This is a genomic window from Halorhabdus amylolytica, assembly GCF_004944975.1.
Lineage (GTDB): Archaea > Halobacteriota > Halobacteria > Halobacteriales > Haloarculaceae > Halorhabdus > Halorhabdus amylolytica.
This window is the reverse complement of sequence record NZ_SPQG01000001.1, coordinates 83,812-98,159: the sequence shown is the minus strand read 5'-3', so window position 1 is coordinate 98,159 and position 14,348 is coordinate 83,812. Positions and strand designations below refer to the sequence as shown.

At 63.8% G+C, this 14,348-nt stretch carries 15 protein-coding genes; 2 read left to right on the top strand and 13 right to left on the bottom strand.

Annotated elements, in window-relative coordinates:
* Nucleotides 1-12 precede the first annotated feature (12 nt).
* The 9 genes from E3374_RS00475 to glpR form a co-directional block, all read right to left on the bottom strand.
* A complete protein-coding gene (locus E3374_RS00475) occupies nucleotides 13-408 on the bottom strand; it encodes a YlbF family regulator (RefSeq protein ID WP_136686610.1) in 396 nt (131 codons plus the stop codon).
* Nucleotides 409-491: 83 nt separating this feature from the next.
* A complete protein-coding gene (locus tag E3374_RS00470) occupies nucleotides 492-1,616 on the bottom strand; it encodes a citrate/2-methylcitrate synthase (protein WP_136686609.1) in 1,125 nt (374 codons plus the stop codon).
* A 79-nt stretch (nucleotides 1,617-1,695) separates the two neighbouring features.
* A complete protein-coding gene (locus E3374_RS00465; RefSeq protein WP_136686608.1) occupies nucleotides 1,696-2,196 on the bottom strand; it encodes a PTS fructose transporter subunit IIB in 501 nt (166 codons plus the stop codon).
* On the bottom strand, nucleotides 2,193-3,887 hold the full coding sequence (ptsP, locus tag E3374_RS00460) for a phosphoenolpyruvate--protein phosphotransferase (RefSeq protein WP_136686607.1): 1,695 nt from the start codon (nucleotides 3,885-3,887) through the stop codon (nucleotides 2,193-2,195). The genes E3374_RS00465 and ptsP overlap by 4 nt, the downstream gene beginning before the upstream one ends.
* Complete coding sequence (locus E3374_RS00455) at nucleotides 3,880-4,155, bottom strand: HPr family phosphocarrier protein (protein WP_248299372.1); 276 nt, start codon at nucleotides 4,153-4,155, stop codon at nucleotides 3,880-3,882. The genes ptsP and E3374_RS00455 overlap by 8 nt, the downstream gene beginning before the upstream one ends.
* 29 nt (nucleotides 4,156-4,184) lie before the next feature.
* Nucleotides 4,185-4,649, bottom strand: a complete 465-nt coding sequence (locus E3374_RS00450) for a PTS sugar transporter subunit IIA (protein ID WP_136686606.1) — start codon at nucleotides 4,647-4,649, stop codon at nucleotides 4,185-4,187.
* 16 nt (nucleotides 4,650-4,665) lie between these two features.
* Nucleotides 4,666-5,811, bottom strand: coding sequence for a PTS fructose transporter subunit IIC (locus tag E3374_RS00445; protein WP_136686605.1), 1,146 nt, complete (start codon nucleotides 5,809-5,811; stop codon nucleotides 4,666-4,668).
* Between the two features lie 95 nt (nucleotides 5,812-5,906).
* The gene (pfkB, locus tag E3374_RS00440) at nucleotides 5,907-6,830 is read right to left on the bottom strand and encodes a 1-phosphofructokinase (RefSeq protein ID WP_136686604.1); all 924 of its coding nucleotides are present in this window, start codon (nucleotides 6,828-6,830) and stop codon (nucleotides 5,907-5,909) included.
* Nucleotides 6,827-7,594: an HTH-type transcriptional regulator GlpR gene (gene glpR / locus E3374_RS00435; protein ID WP_136686603.1), complete on the bottom strand. Its 768-nt coding sequence runs from the start codon at nucleotides 7,592-7,594 to the stop codon at nucleotides 6,827-6,829. Before glpR ends, pfkB begins: the two co-directional genes overlap by 4 nt.
* Nucleotides 7,595-7,864: 270 nt before the next feature.
* On the opposite strand from glpR, the gene E3374_RS00430 reads away from it, so the two are divergent.
* Complete coding sequence (locus tag E3374_RS00430) at nucleotides 7,865-8,986, top strand: pyridoxal phosphate-dependent aminotransferase (protein ID WP_136686602.1); 1,122 nt, start codon at nucleotides 7,865-7,867, stop codon at nucleotides 8,984-8,986.
* On the opposite strand, the gene E3374_RS00425 is transcribed toward E3374_RS00430, so the two are convergent.
* From E3374_RS00425 to E3374_RS00410, 4 genes are all read right to left on the bottom strand, one after another.
* Complete coding sequence (locus E3374_RS00425; protein ID WP_136686601.1) at nucleotides 8,987-9,400, bottom strand: histone acetyltransferase; 414 nt, start codon at nucleotides 9,398-9,400, stop codon at nucleotides 8,987-8,989.
* Nucleotides 9,401-9,411: 11 nt separating this feature from the next.
* The gene (locus tag E3374_RS00420) at nucleotides 9,412-10,593 is read right to left on the bottom strand and encodes a redox-regulated ATPase YchF (RefSeq protein ID WP_136686600.1); all 1,182 of its coding nucleotides are present in this window, start codon (nucleotides 10,591-10,593) and stop codon (nucleotides 9,412-9,414) included.
* Nucleotides 10,594-10,671: 78 nt separating this feature from the next.
* Nucleotides 10,672-11,292, bottom strand: a complete 621-nt coding sequence (gfcR, locus tag E3374_RS00415; RefSeq protein WP_136686599.1) for a transcriptional regulator GfcR — start codon at nucleotides 11,290-11,292, stop codon at nucleotides 10,672-10,674.
* Nucleotides 11,293-11,410: 118 nt separating this feature from the next.
* A complete protein-coding gene (locus E3374_RS00410; RefSeq protein ID WP_248299352.1) occupies nucleotides 11,411-11,977 on the bottom strand; it encodes a DUF7547 family protein in 567 nt (188 codons plus the stop codon).
* A gap of 261 nt (nucleotides 11,978-12,238) precedes the next feature.
* On the opposite strand from E3374_RS00410, the gene E3374_RS00405 reads away from it, so the two are divergent.
* A complete protein-coding gene (locus E3374_RS00405; RefSeq protein WP_136686597.1) occupies nucleotides 12,239-14,332 on the top strand; it encodes an acetate--CoA ligase family protein in 2,094 nt (697 codons plus the stop codon).
* Nucleotides 14,333-14,348: the final 16 nt, after the last annotated feature.

Genomic DNA, 14,348 nt, shown 5'->3' with positions numbered 1-14,348 from the left:
GGAAATCCCGAATCAGTCCTGACAGCAGCCGCCGGCCTTCTCGCCGAAGTCGACCACGAGTTCCGTCGAGATCGCGGTGTTTACTCTTCCAAGGCGTCGTTCGAGGGCGCTCTGGGCCTGCAGGTATTCTTCCATAACCGGAAGCGACTGCAGTTCTCGGTGGGCTTTTTCTAACTCGCGCCGATCGAGTTCGCTGGCCTCGCCGCGCTGCTGTGCCCGGCGGAACTCCTCGCGTTTGCGCTCGAAGGTCGCGATGTGTTCCTGTGCCACTTCATCGCCCTCGACGGCGGCTTTGGCCTCGACGAACGCCTCGTGTTCGGGCAGGTCGGCGATCGCCGCGCCGAGTTCACTGGCGAGTCGGTCGACCGTTTCGATCTCGGTTTCCCCGCTGTCGGTGTCGACACTCATATCTTTCCCTCGGGGACGACGAGTAAAACCAGTCGGAAGGGAGCAGGTTCGGCCGGTTGTGGAGTGGTCCCTCCCTCGAGAACCTATCGCTCCTCGACCGGGACCCACTCCTGGCCGTGCTCTCCGACGAACGTGCTGCGCGGACGTATCAAGCGGTTGTCTTCCAGTTGTTCGAGACAGTGGGCGCTCCAGCCGGCGACCCGCGAGATTGCGAACGTCGGCGTGAACAGTTCCGATGGGATCCCGACGCCGTGTAACAACACGGCGGTATAGAACTCGACGTTCGTCTCCAGATCCCATTCAGGCTTGCGCTCGGCCAGGAGGTCCCTCGCTTGGGCTTCGACGTCTTTTGCCATCGCGAAGAAATCGTTCTCTCCCTCGTAGAACGTAGCTGTGGCGTCTTCGAGAACAGTCGCCCGCGGATCGCGTGCGTCGTACACCCGGTGGCCGAAACCCATCAGCCGCTCGCCACGGTCGAGACGTGTCTCGAGTTCCGCTCGGACGTCGTCAGTGGCTTCGAGGTCTTCGAGCATCTGAAGGACCAGATCCGGCGCGCCACCGTGGAGGTCCCCACGGAGCGCGCCGATCGCACCCGTGATCGCCGAGACGAGTTCCGACTCCGTCGAAACGATCGTCCGGGCGGTGAACGTCGAGGCGTTGAGTCCGTGATCGACGACAGCAGTGAGATACGTCTCCAGGCCCGCGACCTGAGCGTCGGTCGGTTCCTCGCCGGTCAGCATATACAGGTAGTTCGCGGCGTGGCCGAGATCGAGGCGCGGTTCGATCGGTTCTTCACCGGATAGCACCCGCCAATATGTCGCCGTGATCGTCGGCAACCGAGCGATCAACCGAAGAGCGTCGGCCTCGGGATCGTTCGGCTCGACGGCTGTCGCCGTCGCCGCACCCATTCGGAGAGCGGCCATCGGCCCGGCCCCACGCTGGGCGGCCGCGACGACGGCGTCGTGGCAGGGTTCAGGGAGCGTGCGATACGAGCACAGTCGATCCTCGAACGATTCGAGTTCCGCGGCGTCCGGCAAGCGGTCGTACAACAACAGGAAGACCGTCTCGGGATACGTCGCGTTCGCTGCCAGTTCGGCGACGGGATAGCCCGCGATCCACAGCTGTCCAGCCTCGCCGTCGATATCGCTCAGTCTTGTCTCCGTGACTGTCACGTCCGCCAGCCCCTCGTGCACCTCGTCGTCGGTCATCGCACGGGCCTACTGGCCCGGAGGGTAAAACTGTAGGCAACTCGGCGTCGTCAGGCCCGAATCGGACGGGGCGATACAGTCAGGGTTCGGCCGCGCCCTTGAACAGCGACTTGATCTTGGCGACGATCCCGCCGTCGTCCTCTTTGCGGTCCGACTCCTCGCTTTTCGAGGTCGAACCCGTCCCTGCGTCCGGTGACTGCCCGGTCTCGGCGTCCGGTTCCCCGCCAGCCCCTTCGGTGTCTGGCTGCTCGTCCCCGGCGGGGGATTCGACGTTACCGCCGGCCTTCTCGACGGCCGTCCGAATCAGGTCTTCCGCGTCGTTGATCCCATCCTTGACGGGCGCTTTGACGAGCGGTTTTCCCTCGAAGCGGTCCCGGCTGACCGAGGTGTCGGCCGCGATGATGACCGCGTCGGCCTCGGCGACGTCTTCCCCGGTGAGTTCGTTCTCAGCGCCCATCGCGCCCTGGATCTCGACCTTGATCTCGTGGCCGAGGTTCTCGGCGGCCTGCTCGAGTCCCTCGGCGGCCATCTGGCTGTGTGCGATACCTGTCGGACATGACGTGACTGCGACGAGTTTCATTGTGTATCACTCAGTGTCTCGATCACTTCTGACTTCGTGGTCGCGGCGAGCGCCCGCTGTGCTACCCGGCGAGCCGTCTCGTCGTCGGTCGCTTCGACGTTGGCCTTCACGTCGGGGATCGTGACAGCACTCATGCTCAACTCGTCGAGTCCGAGTCCAACGAGTAGTTCCGTCACCTCGGGATTACCGGCCATCTCGCCGCACATCCCGATCCAGGCATCGCCCGCGTGGGCGGCCTGGACGCTCCGGTCGATCGCCCGCAGGACGGCCGGGTGGCGCGGGTCGTGAAGGTCGGCGACGTCGTCGTTCTCCCGGTCGGCGGCCATCACGTACTGCGTGAGGTCGTTGGTCCCGATCGAGAAGAAATCGAGGCACTCGGCCAGTTCCGGCCCCATCAGCACGGCGGCGGGCGTCTCGATCATCACACCTAGCTCTGGGCGTCCGTGGGTGACGTCTTCGTCATCGAGGACGTCACTCACCTCCTCGACAGTCGCCAGCGCCGACTCGACTTCCTCGACGGTCGAGACCAGCGGGAACATGACGCTGAGCGTCCCCTCGCCCACGCCCGCGGCCCGCAGTAGCGCACGTAACTGCGTCCGGAAGAGTTCGTCGTCGAAGGAAAGCGACCGGCGGATCCCACGAACTCCCAGGAAGGGATTGTCTTCCTCGGGCTGTTCGAGGTAGGGGATCGGCTTGTCGCCGCCGACGTCGAGCGTCCGGACGACGACCCGCCCATCGGGGAACGCATCCAGGGCCTCGACGTAGGTCTCGAACTGCTCGTCCTCCTCGGGCGGGGACTCCCGGTCGAGGAAGAGGAATTCGGAACGGAACAGCCCGATCCCGTCCGCGCCCTGGGCGGCCGCGCCGTCCAGTTCCGCCAGCGTCCCGAGGTTGGCCGCGACTTCGATCTCCGTCCCGTCCTCAGTCGCCACTGGTTCGGTCCGGATCTCGACGTCCCGACCGCCGCTCGCGCGCTCGCGGGTTTCCTCGTCGGGATCGAGAATGACTATCCCTTCGATCCCGTCGACGACGACCTCGGCCCCGTCCTCGATCTCGAACAGCGACTCCCCGACGCCGACGACCGCGGGGATGCCGATCGAGCGCGCGAAGATCGCAGCGTGGGAGGTCCGCCCGCCCTTCGCGGTTGCGAAGCCCGCAACTCGCTCGGGGTCGAGTTTCGCCGTGTCACTCGGGGTGACCATCTCCGCGAGCACGACCGTTCCCTCGGGGACGTCAGCGAGGTCGACGGTTTCGGTGTCCGAGAGGATACGGAACAGTCGGTCACGGATGTCCCGCAGATCGTCAGTCCGCTCGGCCATCTTCCCGCCGGCCGCGGCGAGCGTCTCGATCGCGTCCGCAAAGCCCTCCTCGACAGCGTGTTCGGCGGGCAACCCGCCGTCGATGGCGTCCTCCACGCCGCTGACGATCTGGGGGTCTTCGAGGAACTGCACGTGCGCGTCGAGAATCTCCGCCTCGGACTCCCCGACGGCCTCGGCGGCCCGCTCGCGCTCGGCCTGGAGTTGATCGCGCGCCTCCGCGCGGGCGTCCTCGAAGCGATCGCGTTCGGCGTCGGTGTCGACTGACTCGGGGGCCGGCGGATCGGGCAACTCGACTGACTGGTCGTACCACCGGACCGTCCCGACGCCCGACAGCGGCGTGACACCCGTACCCTCGAACCTGCGTTCACTCATCGTCGAACTCGTCCTCCGGAGTCGAGAGTACGTCCTCCAGTGCGTCCAGGGCCGCTTCTGCGTCCTCGCCGTCGGCGTAGATGACGAGTTCATCGCCGCCCTTCGCGCCCAGGCTCGTCACGCCGAGCATGCTCCGGGCGTCGACCGGATCCTCCTCGTGCGGCCCGACCTGCAGATCGGCCTCGTACTCGTTTGCGGCCTCGACGAACGCCGACGCCGGCCGCGCGTGCAACCCTTCTTCCGGGACGACGGTGACTGTACGCTGGATCATCTGTGGTATGCTATCGTGTACCTCGTTCATGTTAGTGCGTCGACGATGATGGACTTGACGGTCGCACTCGAATCGGCGGTCAGCAGGTTCTCCCGTACCTCGTCGTGCATCAGCGCTCGCGAGAGCGAACTCAAAATTCCGAGGTGTTCCTCGCCGCCCTCGGCGGGGACGAGCAACAGGAACAGCAACTTCGCGGGCCGATCGTCCATCGAATCGAAGTCGATTCCTTCCGTCGAGCGGGTAAACACGACCGTCGGTTCGGTCATGGCGTCGGTTTTAGCGTGGGGGATACCGATCCCCTTGCCGACACCCGTCGTCGATTGTCTTTCGCGTTCGAGCACCGCTTCGAGGGCCGCCTCGCGGTCGGTGACCCGGCCCGCCTCGACGGCAATGTCGAGCATGTACTCGATGGCGTCTTCCTTGTTCGCTGGCGGTTCCTCGAGGACGATGAGATCCTCAGTGATGACCTGGTCGATAGTAGCTTCGTCCATGAATTGGAAGTCGGTCTCAATCGGCTGCCTCTGTGGTTTCTGATTCGGGAACGTGATCGGGCTTCAACAGCGTGACGACCACGCCTGTCACGACGGTGCCGACGACCAGACTTGCGATGAAGCCCCAGATGGGATCTGCCAGCGGCAGGACAAAGATACCGCCGTGTGGTGCGGGCATCTCGACGCCGATCGTCATGGCTGTCGCGGCTGCCGCAGCGCTGCCTGCCATCAGACTCGGGATCACCCTGAACGGGTCGGCCGCCGCGTACGGAATCGCGCCCTCCGTAATGAACGAGAGGCCGAGCACGACCGCGCTTTTGCCCTGCTCGTACATCTCGTCGGGGTACTTGTGTGGCGCCAGGAAGTTCGACAGCGCCATGCCCAACGGCGGCGTCATGCCGGCGATCATCACCGCCGCCATCGGCCCGTACACCTGCTCGGAGATGAGGCCAACGCCGAAGAGATACGCGACCTTGTTGACTGGGCCGCCCATGTCGAAGGCCATCATCGCGCCGATGACGAGCCCGATGACGACTGCCTCGCCACCCCGCAACCCGCTCAGGAAGCCAGTCATCTCGGCGTTGGCCAGCGCGACAGGTACGCCGATGAGGAACAGCATGACCGGTAACAGCACGGCGACGGTAGCCACCGGAATGATCAACACCGGCATCATCGGTTTGATCACGTTCGGTACGTCTCGCTGTTTGAACCAGTTGGCGACGTACCCCGCGAGGAGTCCGGCGACGAGCGCGCCGAGGAACCCCGCCGCTGCCTGGCCCGCCGGGAACCCGATCACGGTCGCGGACTGTTCCAACACGACCCCGTCCTGGATGATATACGACAGCATGAACCCGGGCGCGAGACCGGGTCGATCGGCGATCGAATAGGCGATGTACGCCCCGAGTATCGGGACCATGATCGACAGTCCCTTTGTCCCCATCTGGCCGAGGAACCACGCGGCCGTCCCGTAGGCGCTCTCGTTGAACATGGTCTCGACGGTCGTCCCTGACCACGGCGTCGCCGCCCACATGAATCCGATCGCCAGGAAAATCCCGCCGATCGTGACGAACGGGATCATGTACGAGACGCCCGTCATCACGTCCTCTTTTAGACTCACGAGGCTCTTCCTGAGTTCCGAATCCGTGCTATCTTCAGCTGACATGGTACAGGGATAATAGACGATGCACTTTGCAATTAAATACGCGAACGTGATTGTTTTGTACGTTTATGTACGAAATAAATTGTTTGTCGAAAACGTCACGGTGGCTCACTGGACCGATCCAACACGTCCACGCGGTTCTGTAACGTATCGACGTCATCGAGGTCAGGGACGCCGGACCCGGTCGTGGCGACGGCACGGGACGCGACTGCGACACCCAGTGCAAGTGCTTGCTTTGGGGACACTCCCCGCTCGAACCCCGCCAGTACGCCCGACAACAACGCGTCGCCAGCCCCCACGGTGTCTCTGACAGTCGTCTGTAGTGGAGGGGCGTACAGACGTTCGTCTTCCGAGACCAGCGCCGCTCCGTCCGCGCCCAAGGAGACGACGACGCGATCGTATCCCATCCGGCGAAGTTCCTCGGCGGCGTCGATCGCCTCGGCGACGGAATCGACCGACCGACCGGTTGCGGCCGCGAGTTCCTCACGGTTGGGTTTACAGCAGGCGTAGTGCGCTTCGAGTCGCGCCAGTAATTCGCCGCCGACGTCGACCGCTGTCTCCCAGTCGCCGGCTCGGGAGATCCGGTCGATCGCGTCAGGACCGAGTGCGGGCGGGAGACTTCCGCCGACGACGACCTGGTCGGGCAACTCGCGGGTGACGACCGCCAGGACATCCTCGACGACGTCGGGATCCACCGACGGCCCGCGCTCGTTGAACTTGTACTCGCCGTCGGCGGCGTGGACCGTCCCGTTCAGCCGCGTGGCATCCTCAACGTCGACGAACGGGGCGTCGAACGGCTCCGCCGCAAGGAGATCCCTGACGTATTCGCCCGTGAATCCGCCGAGTAGTCCCGTCGTGGTTGTTTCGACGCCGAGGGCGGCGAGATATTGCGAAACGTTGATGCCCTTCCCACCGGCGTCGAAACGACGTTCAGTGGCGCGCTCGACCCGTCCCGGCCGGGGTTCGGTCTCGATGCTGATCGTGTGATCGACGGCCGGGTTGTACGTGACGGTGAGTATCATTCGACATCGACCTTGACGACCGAGACACCCGCATCGTCGAAGACCCGTTCGAGTGCCTCCGGCGGATACTCGTCGGTGATCAGCGTGTCGATCTCGTCGATCCGGGCGAACTGGGAGAAACTGCACTCCCCGAACTTCGACGCATCGGTGAGCATGACGACGCGCTGGGAGCGCTCGATCATGAGGGACTTCATCTTCGCCGTCACCTCGTTTGGCGTGGTCAATCCGACGGAGTTGTGAACCCCGTTAGTCCCCAGCAATGCCAGGTCGAAGTACTTCTGCTCCATGAAGTGCTCGGCGGTTGGCCCGACGAGCGTTCGGGTCTTGAGCCGAAGCGTTCCACCCGTCAGCTTGACTTCTTCCGCCCGCGAAAGTAACTCCTCAGTCAACGGCGGAGCGTTTGTGACGGCGACGAACCCCCGATCCTCGGGGGCACATTTCGCCGCCTGTAGCGTGGTGGTTCCGCCGTCGAAGAAGACGATCTCCTCGTCGCGGATCTCCTCGACCGCGCGCTCGCCGATAGCCCGCTTGGCCTCGAAGTGCTGGATCTCCCGATTCGTATACGATTCTTCGGCACCGACCGACGGAACGGGGACAGCTCCACCGTGGGATCTATTGACGTGACCTAGCGATTCCAGCTGGTCCAGATCACGGCGTATCGTCGCCTTCGAGACGTCGAGTTCCTCGGCGAGTTCCCGGACTGAACAGCCACCCCCTCCTTCGACCAGTTCTACGATGTGTCGCCGGCGTTCTTCTGGGAGCATTACCGACCGTGATGGTCTTTGCTTCCGTTCTACTTTTCTCTGGCGTATATGTTTGTTTCTAATTGAAATTGAGAAAAATATCTCCTACCCGATCAAGAGAGAACTGATTATATTTATAAATAATCCAGGTAATTGGCGGAAATCGCGGGGATTTCTCGGACAAAGTCGTCGGACCGTGCGCTTTCGAGCTCCGTGGGTGTCCCCGGTTGATCGAGCTGCCGGTTAGGATGAACCTCAAGAGTTATCGGGACGCTGGCCCGGGCACACAGTATGGCCAGATTCTCCAGCCGTGTCGAGCAGGTTTCGATCTCTGGCATCCGCGAGGTCTTCGAGGCTGCCAGCGAGGACGCGATCAACCTCGGACTCGGCCAGCCGGACTTTCCCGCGCCCGAACACGCGCGTGAAGCTGCCGTCGAGGCTATCAGGGCGGGCAATGCCGATGCCTACACCTCGAACAAGGGCACCCGCGGGTTGCGCGAGGCCATCGCCACAAAGCACGCCCGCGACAACGATCTCGACGTTGACCCGGCGAACGTTATCGCCACGTCGGGCGGCAGCGAAGCGTTACATCTCGCTCTGGAAGCACACGTCGATGCGGGCGAGGAAGTCATCTATCCCGATCCGGGATTCGTCTCCTACGAGGCGCTGACCCACCTCGCCGGCGGGACGCCCAAGCCGGTGGGCCTCCGGGAAGACCTGACACTCGATCCCGTGGCCGTCGAGGAGGCGATCACCGACGAGACGGCAGCGTTCGTCGTCAACAGCCCCGCGAATCCGACGGGTGCGGTCCAGTCTCCCGAGGACATGCGGGAATTCGCCCGTATCGCCGACGAGCACGACGTGCTGTGTATTTCCGACGAGGTCTACGAACACATCGTCTTCGAGGGTGACCACCGCTCGCCGGCCGAATTCGCCGAGCGTGACAACGTCGTCGTGATCAACGCTTGCTCGAAGACCTACTCGATGACGGGCTGGCGGCTGGGCTGGGTCACCGGCAGCGAAGATCGCATCGAGCGAATGTTGCGCGTCCATCAGTACAGTCAAGCGTGTGCGAGCGCGCCCGCGCAATACGCCGCCGAGGCCGCCCTGTCGGGGCCACAGGACCGGGTCGAGGAGATGGTCGACGCCTTCGAGGAACGTCGGGATGTCCTTCTCGACGGCCTAGAGGACATCGGCCTCGAAACGCCCAAACCGCGGGGTGCGTTCTATGCGATGCCGAAGGTACCCGAGGGGTGGGTCGAGGCGGTGATCGACCGCGGCGTCGTGGTCGTGCCGGGTGAGGCCTTCGGTGACGGTGGAGAAGGTTATGCCCGGATCTCCTACGCGACCGATCTCGAACAGCTGAAAGAGGCCCTCGAAATCATGCGTTCGGCGACGGAATCCGTGGCGTAACTACCCTCCACCGGCCGGATCGCTGTCGCTGTCGTCAGCGAGTTCCCGACATCGATCGATCCATTCGGTCTGAAACGTCGCCGGCCCGACGACGCGACCGGCCAGATCCGGGACTCCTTCGATCCCCTCGCGCTCACACCACTGGATACACGCACGATAGACGGACAGATCGTACTCCGCCGCTACCTGCTCGTCCTCGTAGACAGCGATTCGATCGCAGCCGGTGAGATAGGCGACGAACGCTCGCGTGTGTCCATCTGTCAGGTACCGCTGGCCGTCAAACTCGTAGACAGGGAGCGGTCCCGGATCGAAAACGGCCCCCTCGATTCGGTCGACGACGGCGGCGACTTTCGGGGCATTGAGGTAACACTGACTCGGACGGAGTTCGGCTACCGGAACGGCATCGTCGATCATCTCTATCCCCCTCAGTTCGCCGTCGAGACGATCTTGATCACGTCGCCCTCTTCGAGTTCCGTGTCGTCGCCGATCCGCATCCCCTCACGCGCGTCGACGGCGTGGAGATAGCCGTCGCCGATGTCACTGTGGACAGCGTAGGCCAGATCTTTCGGCGTCGAACCGCTCGGCAGGAGGAATGCGTCGGGCAACATGTTCCCCTGGCCGTCGGTCCAGTGGGTCTCGTCCTGGACCGGGTAGACCGTGATGTGATCGAGCACGTCGTAGACTGCCTCGTCCAGTGCCGCCTGAACGCCCGTTCCGCCGTGTTCGGCAATCACCTCGCGAATCTGTTCGAGTCCCTGACGCTGGTCGTCGCTGACGTCACCGCGAATCTCGAAGTCGGGATCGCCGGGATCGTAGGCGACCGCGCCGGCCTCGGCCGCACGGCGGAGCGCGAGTTCGCCGTCGGCGGTCGCCGGGATCGTCGCCTCGTTGCGTTCTTTGAGCCGTTGGACGTTCTCCGCGCTGGCGGCGTCGGCCTTGTTCGCGACGACGACGATCGGCTTGGTCCGCTCGCGGATCTCCCGGGCCAGGGCCTCGCGGTGCTCGTTCGTCCACGCGAGCGGATCCTCGGGATATTCGACGTTCCTGAGTGTCCGTGCGACGTCGAGTTCCGTCGCGCCCACGCCAGTGAGAAACTCAGTGAGTGCCTCGTCGAGATCGAACTCGGGCGATCGGGACTGGCGTTCGACGGTCTCCCAGTTGCGTTCGACGACGCTCGCCAGCCAGAGGTCCATCTCCCGTTCGATGAAATCCAGGTCCTCGACGGGATCGTGTTCGCCGACGCCGATCGGTTCGCCTTCCGCGTCGGTGGCACCCGCGGCGTCGACCACGTGGAGGATCGCGTCTGCGTCCGTGAGTTCGTCGAGGAACTGATTGCCCAGCCCCCGGCCCTCGTGGGCGCCGGGGACGAGGCCGGCGACATCGAGCAACTCGACCGGGACGTAGCGCTTGCCGTCGTGACAGTGCTCGCTGTCACATCGCCCGTCACGATCGAGACAGGGGCAGTCCGTCCGGACGTGGGTCACTCCGCGGTTGGCGTCGATCGTCGTGAAGGGATAGTTGGCGACGTCGACGTCGGCCATCGTCGCCGCCGTGTAAAACGTCGACTTCCCGGCGTTGGGCTTCCCGGCGAGCGCCAGCGAGAGCATGTCCCCGCATACCCCGCAGAAGGCTTTCGGACTTTCGGTCGGTCGACGCCCGTCGGATGGTCGGACGGGGCGAAACCTCTATTCGTTCATCGAAACGATCTGGATCAGCGAGTGGATCGGGACCCCCTCGACGGTTTCCTCGCCGTGTTTGTCTGTGAGTACGGCTCCGGCGACCGGGTTACCCCCCTTCTCGCGGACGATCTCGATCGTCTCAGTCATCGTCTTGCCGGTGTCGATGTTGTCGTCGACGATGTAACAGTCCCGCCCGCGGATCGATGCGAAGTTCCGTGAGAACGACCCTGTCGTCTCGCTCTCCGTATCGTTCCAGCGGTGCTTGCTCGGCGTGTAGACGCTGAGATCGGACTCCAGTTCGCGTGCGACGGTCGTCGCCAGCGGGCCGCCGGACTTGCCGATCCCGATAGTGAGGTCCACTTCCTCGCCCTCCTTCGAGAGCAGATCGGCTATCGCCCGTCCCACGTAGGAGAGCCGTTGACTGTCACGGCCGATCGCGCTCCAGTCGACGTGGATATCGTGGGGCGCATCGGTATTCGTCGACACGGTTTCGCTGGCCTCAGTCTGTTCGACGAGCCAGTTCGCGGTCTCCCTGGAGACGTTCAATTCGTCGGCGATTTCGCCTTTCGACAGCCCCAGACCGGTCAACTCCTCCGCGCTGTCAATAAGGTCGTCTACTGACTTCATTGCCAGTTCGTTGGCACCCGGACGGTAAAAAAGACCCCTGTTCCATTCGCCGTTCCCGAGCGACCACTTCGAGTCCCTGTTGCCCGGCGAACCCGACCTCCCTGTAACCCAGGACTGATCAATCCCCGTCAGGTCCGTCGTCCGCGTCGGCCTCGCTATCGCCCGTGTCGTCGTACTGGTCCTTGAGCGAGGCGAGTTCGGACTCGACGTCGACTGATGCGGTCGCCCCGGCATCGTCAGCATCGAGCCGATTCCCCGCGTCGTCAGCATCGAGCCGGGCCGCCAACTGGCGGTTGAGTTCCCGTGCTTCGTCGAGGAGTTCCCGTGCTTTCTCGTCGGTGGACGTCTTCTCGACAGTCGACTGGGCCTCGCGCAGGGCCTCGTCGATGCGGTCGACAACCGAGTGTCCAACCGACGACAGCTCCGCCGATTGTGACCCCTCCTCGGCCTCGGCGTCGCGGGCCAGTCTGAGCGTCCGCTGCAGGAGACCCAGGGCCCGAATGTTCGTTTCGAGTACCAGGATCGTCGCCGGGATGGTCACCTCGCTGGTGAACTGGACGAGACGATCGAGTCTCCGTCCTCCCCGACCGTTCGCCTCACGTAACTCCCGCCGGAGTGCTCGCAACGTTCGCGTGAGTTCGCCGACGATCTCGGCCGGCGTGGGCCGAACCGAATCGCTGCTCATGTCATACCCCTTCGGGGGAAGACGCATAAAGGTACGATCAAGTCCTGCCCGGATTGATCGGACACCCCGACCAGACCCGCGCCACAAATGAAAAAATTTATTACATGTCAACGATAGTATCGTCATTCGGTATCACGGGGCGAACGAAAGATCGGACGGTACCGGCCGTCTATCTTCCATGAATCTGCACGACACTCGTACCCAGACGGAGACGATTCAGGTAAATATTTCCCCCGTGATACCCAACTTATAGGAGATACGATGGGCCAATTAGATACGTTGTTCGCGCCCGAACGGGTCGCTGTCGTCGGTGCTACCGAAAGCGACGGGGCCGTCGGGCGTGCAATCATGGAGAATCTTCTCGACGGCTACGTCGGTGACGTCGTACCTGTCAACCCGAGTTCCGAGGAGGTGTTCGGACTCGAGTGTTACGACGACCTCACGGGGACTGAGGACATCGACCTGGCGATCGTCGTCGTCCCGCCACAGATCGTCAACGACGTCCTCCGCCAGGCCGGCGAGGCCGGCATCCGTGACGTCGCCGTGATCACGGCCGGGTTCGGCGAGTCCGGGAGCGAGGGCGTAGAGCGCGAACGGGAGATGAAAGAGATCGCCGACGAATACGATCTCAACCTCGTCGGGCCGAACTGTCTGGGTGTGATCTCGACGTCGGTCGGGATGAACGCCACGTTCACCGAGAAGTCGGCCATCGCGGGCAACATCTCCTTTATGAGCCAGTCCGGGGCGTTCATCTCGGCTGTCCTCGACTGGGCCGGCGACCACAACGTCGGGTTCAACGATATCGTCTCGCTTGGCAACAAAGCCGTCCTCGACGAGGGGTCGTTTATCGACTACTGGGGCGACGACCCTGACACGGACGTCATCCTCGGGTATCTCGAGGACATCGAGAACGGCCGGGAGTTCATCGATACTGCCCGAGACGTGACGAAAGACACGCCGATCGTCGCCGTAAAGTCCGGGCGGACGGAAGCCGGGGCCTCGGCCGCGGCCTCCCACACCGGGGCCATCGCCGGCAGCGAGCGCGCCTACGAGGCAGGGCTCGAACAGGCCGGCGTCATCCGGGCCAACAGCGTCCAGGAACTGTTCGACTACGCGACTATCCTCGGCGACCAGCCGCTGCCCGAAAGCGACAATATCGCCATCGTCACCAACGCCGGCGGTCCCGGCGTGATGGCGACCGACGCGATCGGCGATTCGGACCTCGAAATGGCCTCGTTCACCGACGAAACCCTCGAGGATCTCGAGGAAGCCATGCCGGCGGAGGCCAACATCTTCAATCCCGTGGACGTTCTGGGGGACGCCCCCGCGGACCGGTACGAAGAGGCGCTGGACATCGTCCTTGAGGACCCGAACGTCGGGTCGGTCATCGTCGTCTCCTCGCCTCAGTCTATCGACTTCGAGACGCTGGCGGACGTCATGGTCGAGAAACACGAGGAGTCAGGTGTCCCGATGGCAGCCAGCCTCATGGGCGGCGACACGGCCGAGAAACCCAACGAGATCCTCGGCGAAGCCGGGATCCCGTCGTACTTCGATCCCGCCCGCGGCGTCGAAAGCCTCGACGCACTCCGGGAGTACGCCGAGATTCAGAAACACGAGTACGTCGACCCGACCGACTTTGACGTGGATCGCGAGCGTGCCCGTGAGATCCTCGAACGAACGAAGGATCGGGACACAAACAAGCTCGGCGTCGAGGCGATGGAACTGCTGGATGCCTACGGTATCCCGATGCCCGATAGCGCCATCGCGACGAACAAGACCGAGGCCGTACAGGCGGCCGGCGATATCGACGGCGACGTCGTGATGAAGATCGTCAGTCCGGACATCCTGCATAAATCCGACATCGGTGGCGTCGAAGTCGGCGTCCCCGACGACGAGGTCGCCGAAACCTACGACGACCTCATCGCTCGCGCGCGCAACTACCAGCCCGACGCGACGATCCTGGGTGTCCAGCTTCAGGAGATGGCGAATCTCGACGCCGGGACCGAGACCATCGTCGGGATCAACCGCGACCCGCAGTTCGGCCCGCTGGTGATGTTCGGGCTCGGCGGGATCTTCGTGGAAGTGCTGGAGGACGCCACCTTCCGGGTCGCGCCAGTCAGCGAGCCCGAAGCCGAGGAGATGATCGACGAGATCGACTCCGCGCCGCTGTTACGCGGTGCTCGTGGCCGCGAGCCCGTTGACGAGGATGCCGTCGTCGAGACGATTCAGCGCATCTCCCAACTCGTCACCGACTTCCCCGCGATACTAGAACTGGACATCAACCCACTCGTCGCGACGCCAGATGGCGTCTCGGCGGTCGACATCCGCCTGACCGTCGATCAGGAGGAACTTTAAACCCACTCCCACCGGA

Bases quoted from the DNA above. Each gene is read 5' to 3' on its own strand.
- E3374_RS00410 (WP_248299352.1), bottom strand. From the start codon at position 11,977: ATGAGCAGCGATTCGGTTCGGCCCACGCCGGCCGAGATCGTCGGCGAA.
- glpR (WP_136686603.1), bottom strand. From the start codon at position 7,594: ATGCTCCCAGAAGAACGCCGGCGACACATCGTAGAACTGGTCGAAGGA.
- E3374_RS00470 (WP_136686609.1), bottom strand. From the start codon at position 1,616: ATGACCGACGACGAGGTGCACGAGGGGCTGGCGGACGTGACAGTCACG.
- E3374_RS00420 (WP_136686600.1), bottom strand. From the start codon at position 10,593: ATGCTCTCGCTGGCGCTCGCCGGGAAGCCCAACGCCGGGAAGTCGACG.
- E3374_RS00465 (WP_136686608.1), bottom strand. From the start codon at position 2,196: ATGAAACTCGTCGCAGTCACGTCATGTCCGACAGGTATCGCACACAGC.
- E3374_RS00450 (WP_136686606.1), bottom strand. From the start codon at position 4,649: ATGGACGAAGCTACTATCGACCAGGTCATCACTGAGGATCTCATCGTC.
- gfcR (WP_136686599.1), bottom strand. From the start codon at position 11,292: ATGAAGTCAGTAGACGACCTTATTGACAGCGCGGAGGAGTTGACCGGT.
- pfkB (WP_136686604.1), bottom strand. From the start codon at position 6,830: ATGATACTCACCGTCACGTACAACCCGGCCGTCGATCACACGATCAGC.
- E3374_RS00405 (WP_136686597.1), top strand. From the start codon at position 12,239: ATGGGCCAATTAGATACGTTGTTCGCGCCCGAACGGGTCGCTGTCGTC.
- ptsP (WP_136686607.1), bottom strand. From the start codon at position 3,887: ATGAGTGAACGCAGGTTCGAGGGTACGGGTGTCACGCCGCTGTCGGGC.
- E3374_RS00445 (WP_136686605.1), bottom strand. From the start codon at position 5,811: ATGTCAGCTGAAGATAGCACGGATTCGGAACTCAGGAAGAGCCTCGTG.
- E3374_RS00430 (WP_136686602.1), top strand. From the start codon at position 7,865: ATGGCCAGATTCTCCAGCCGTGTCGAGCAGGTTTCGATCTCTGGCATC.
- E3374_RS00425 (WP_136686601.1), bottom strand. From the start codon at position 9,400: ATGATCGACGATGCCGTTCCGGTAGCCGAACTCCGTCCGAGTCAGTGT.
- E3374_RS00475 (WP_136686610.1), bottom strand. From the start codon at position 408: ATGAGTGTCGACACCGACAGCGGGGAAACCGAGATCGAAACGGTCGAC.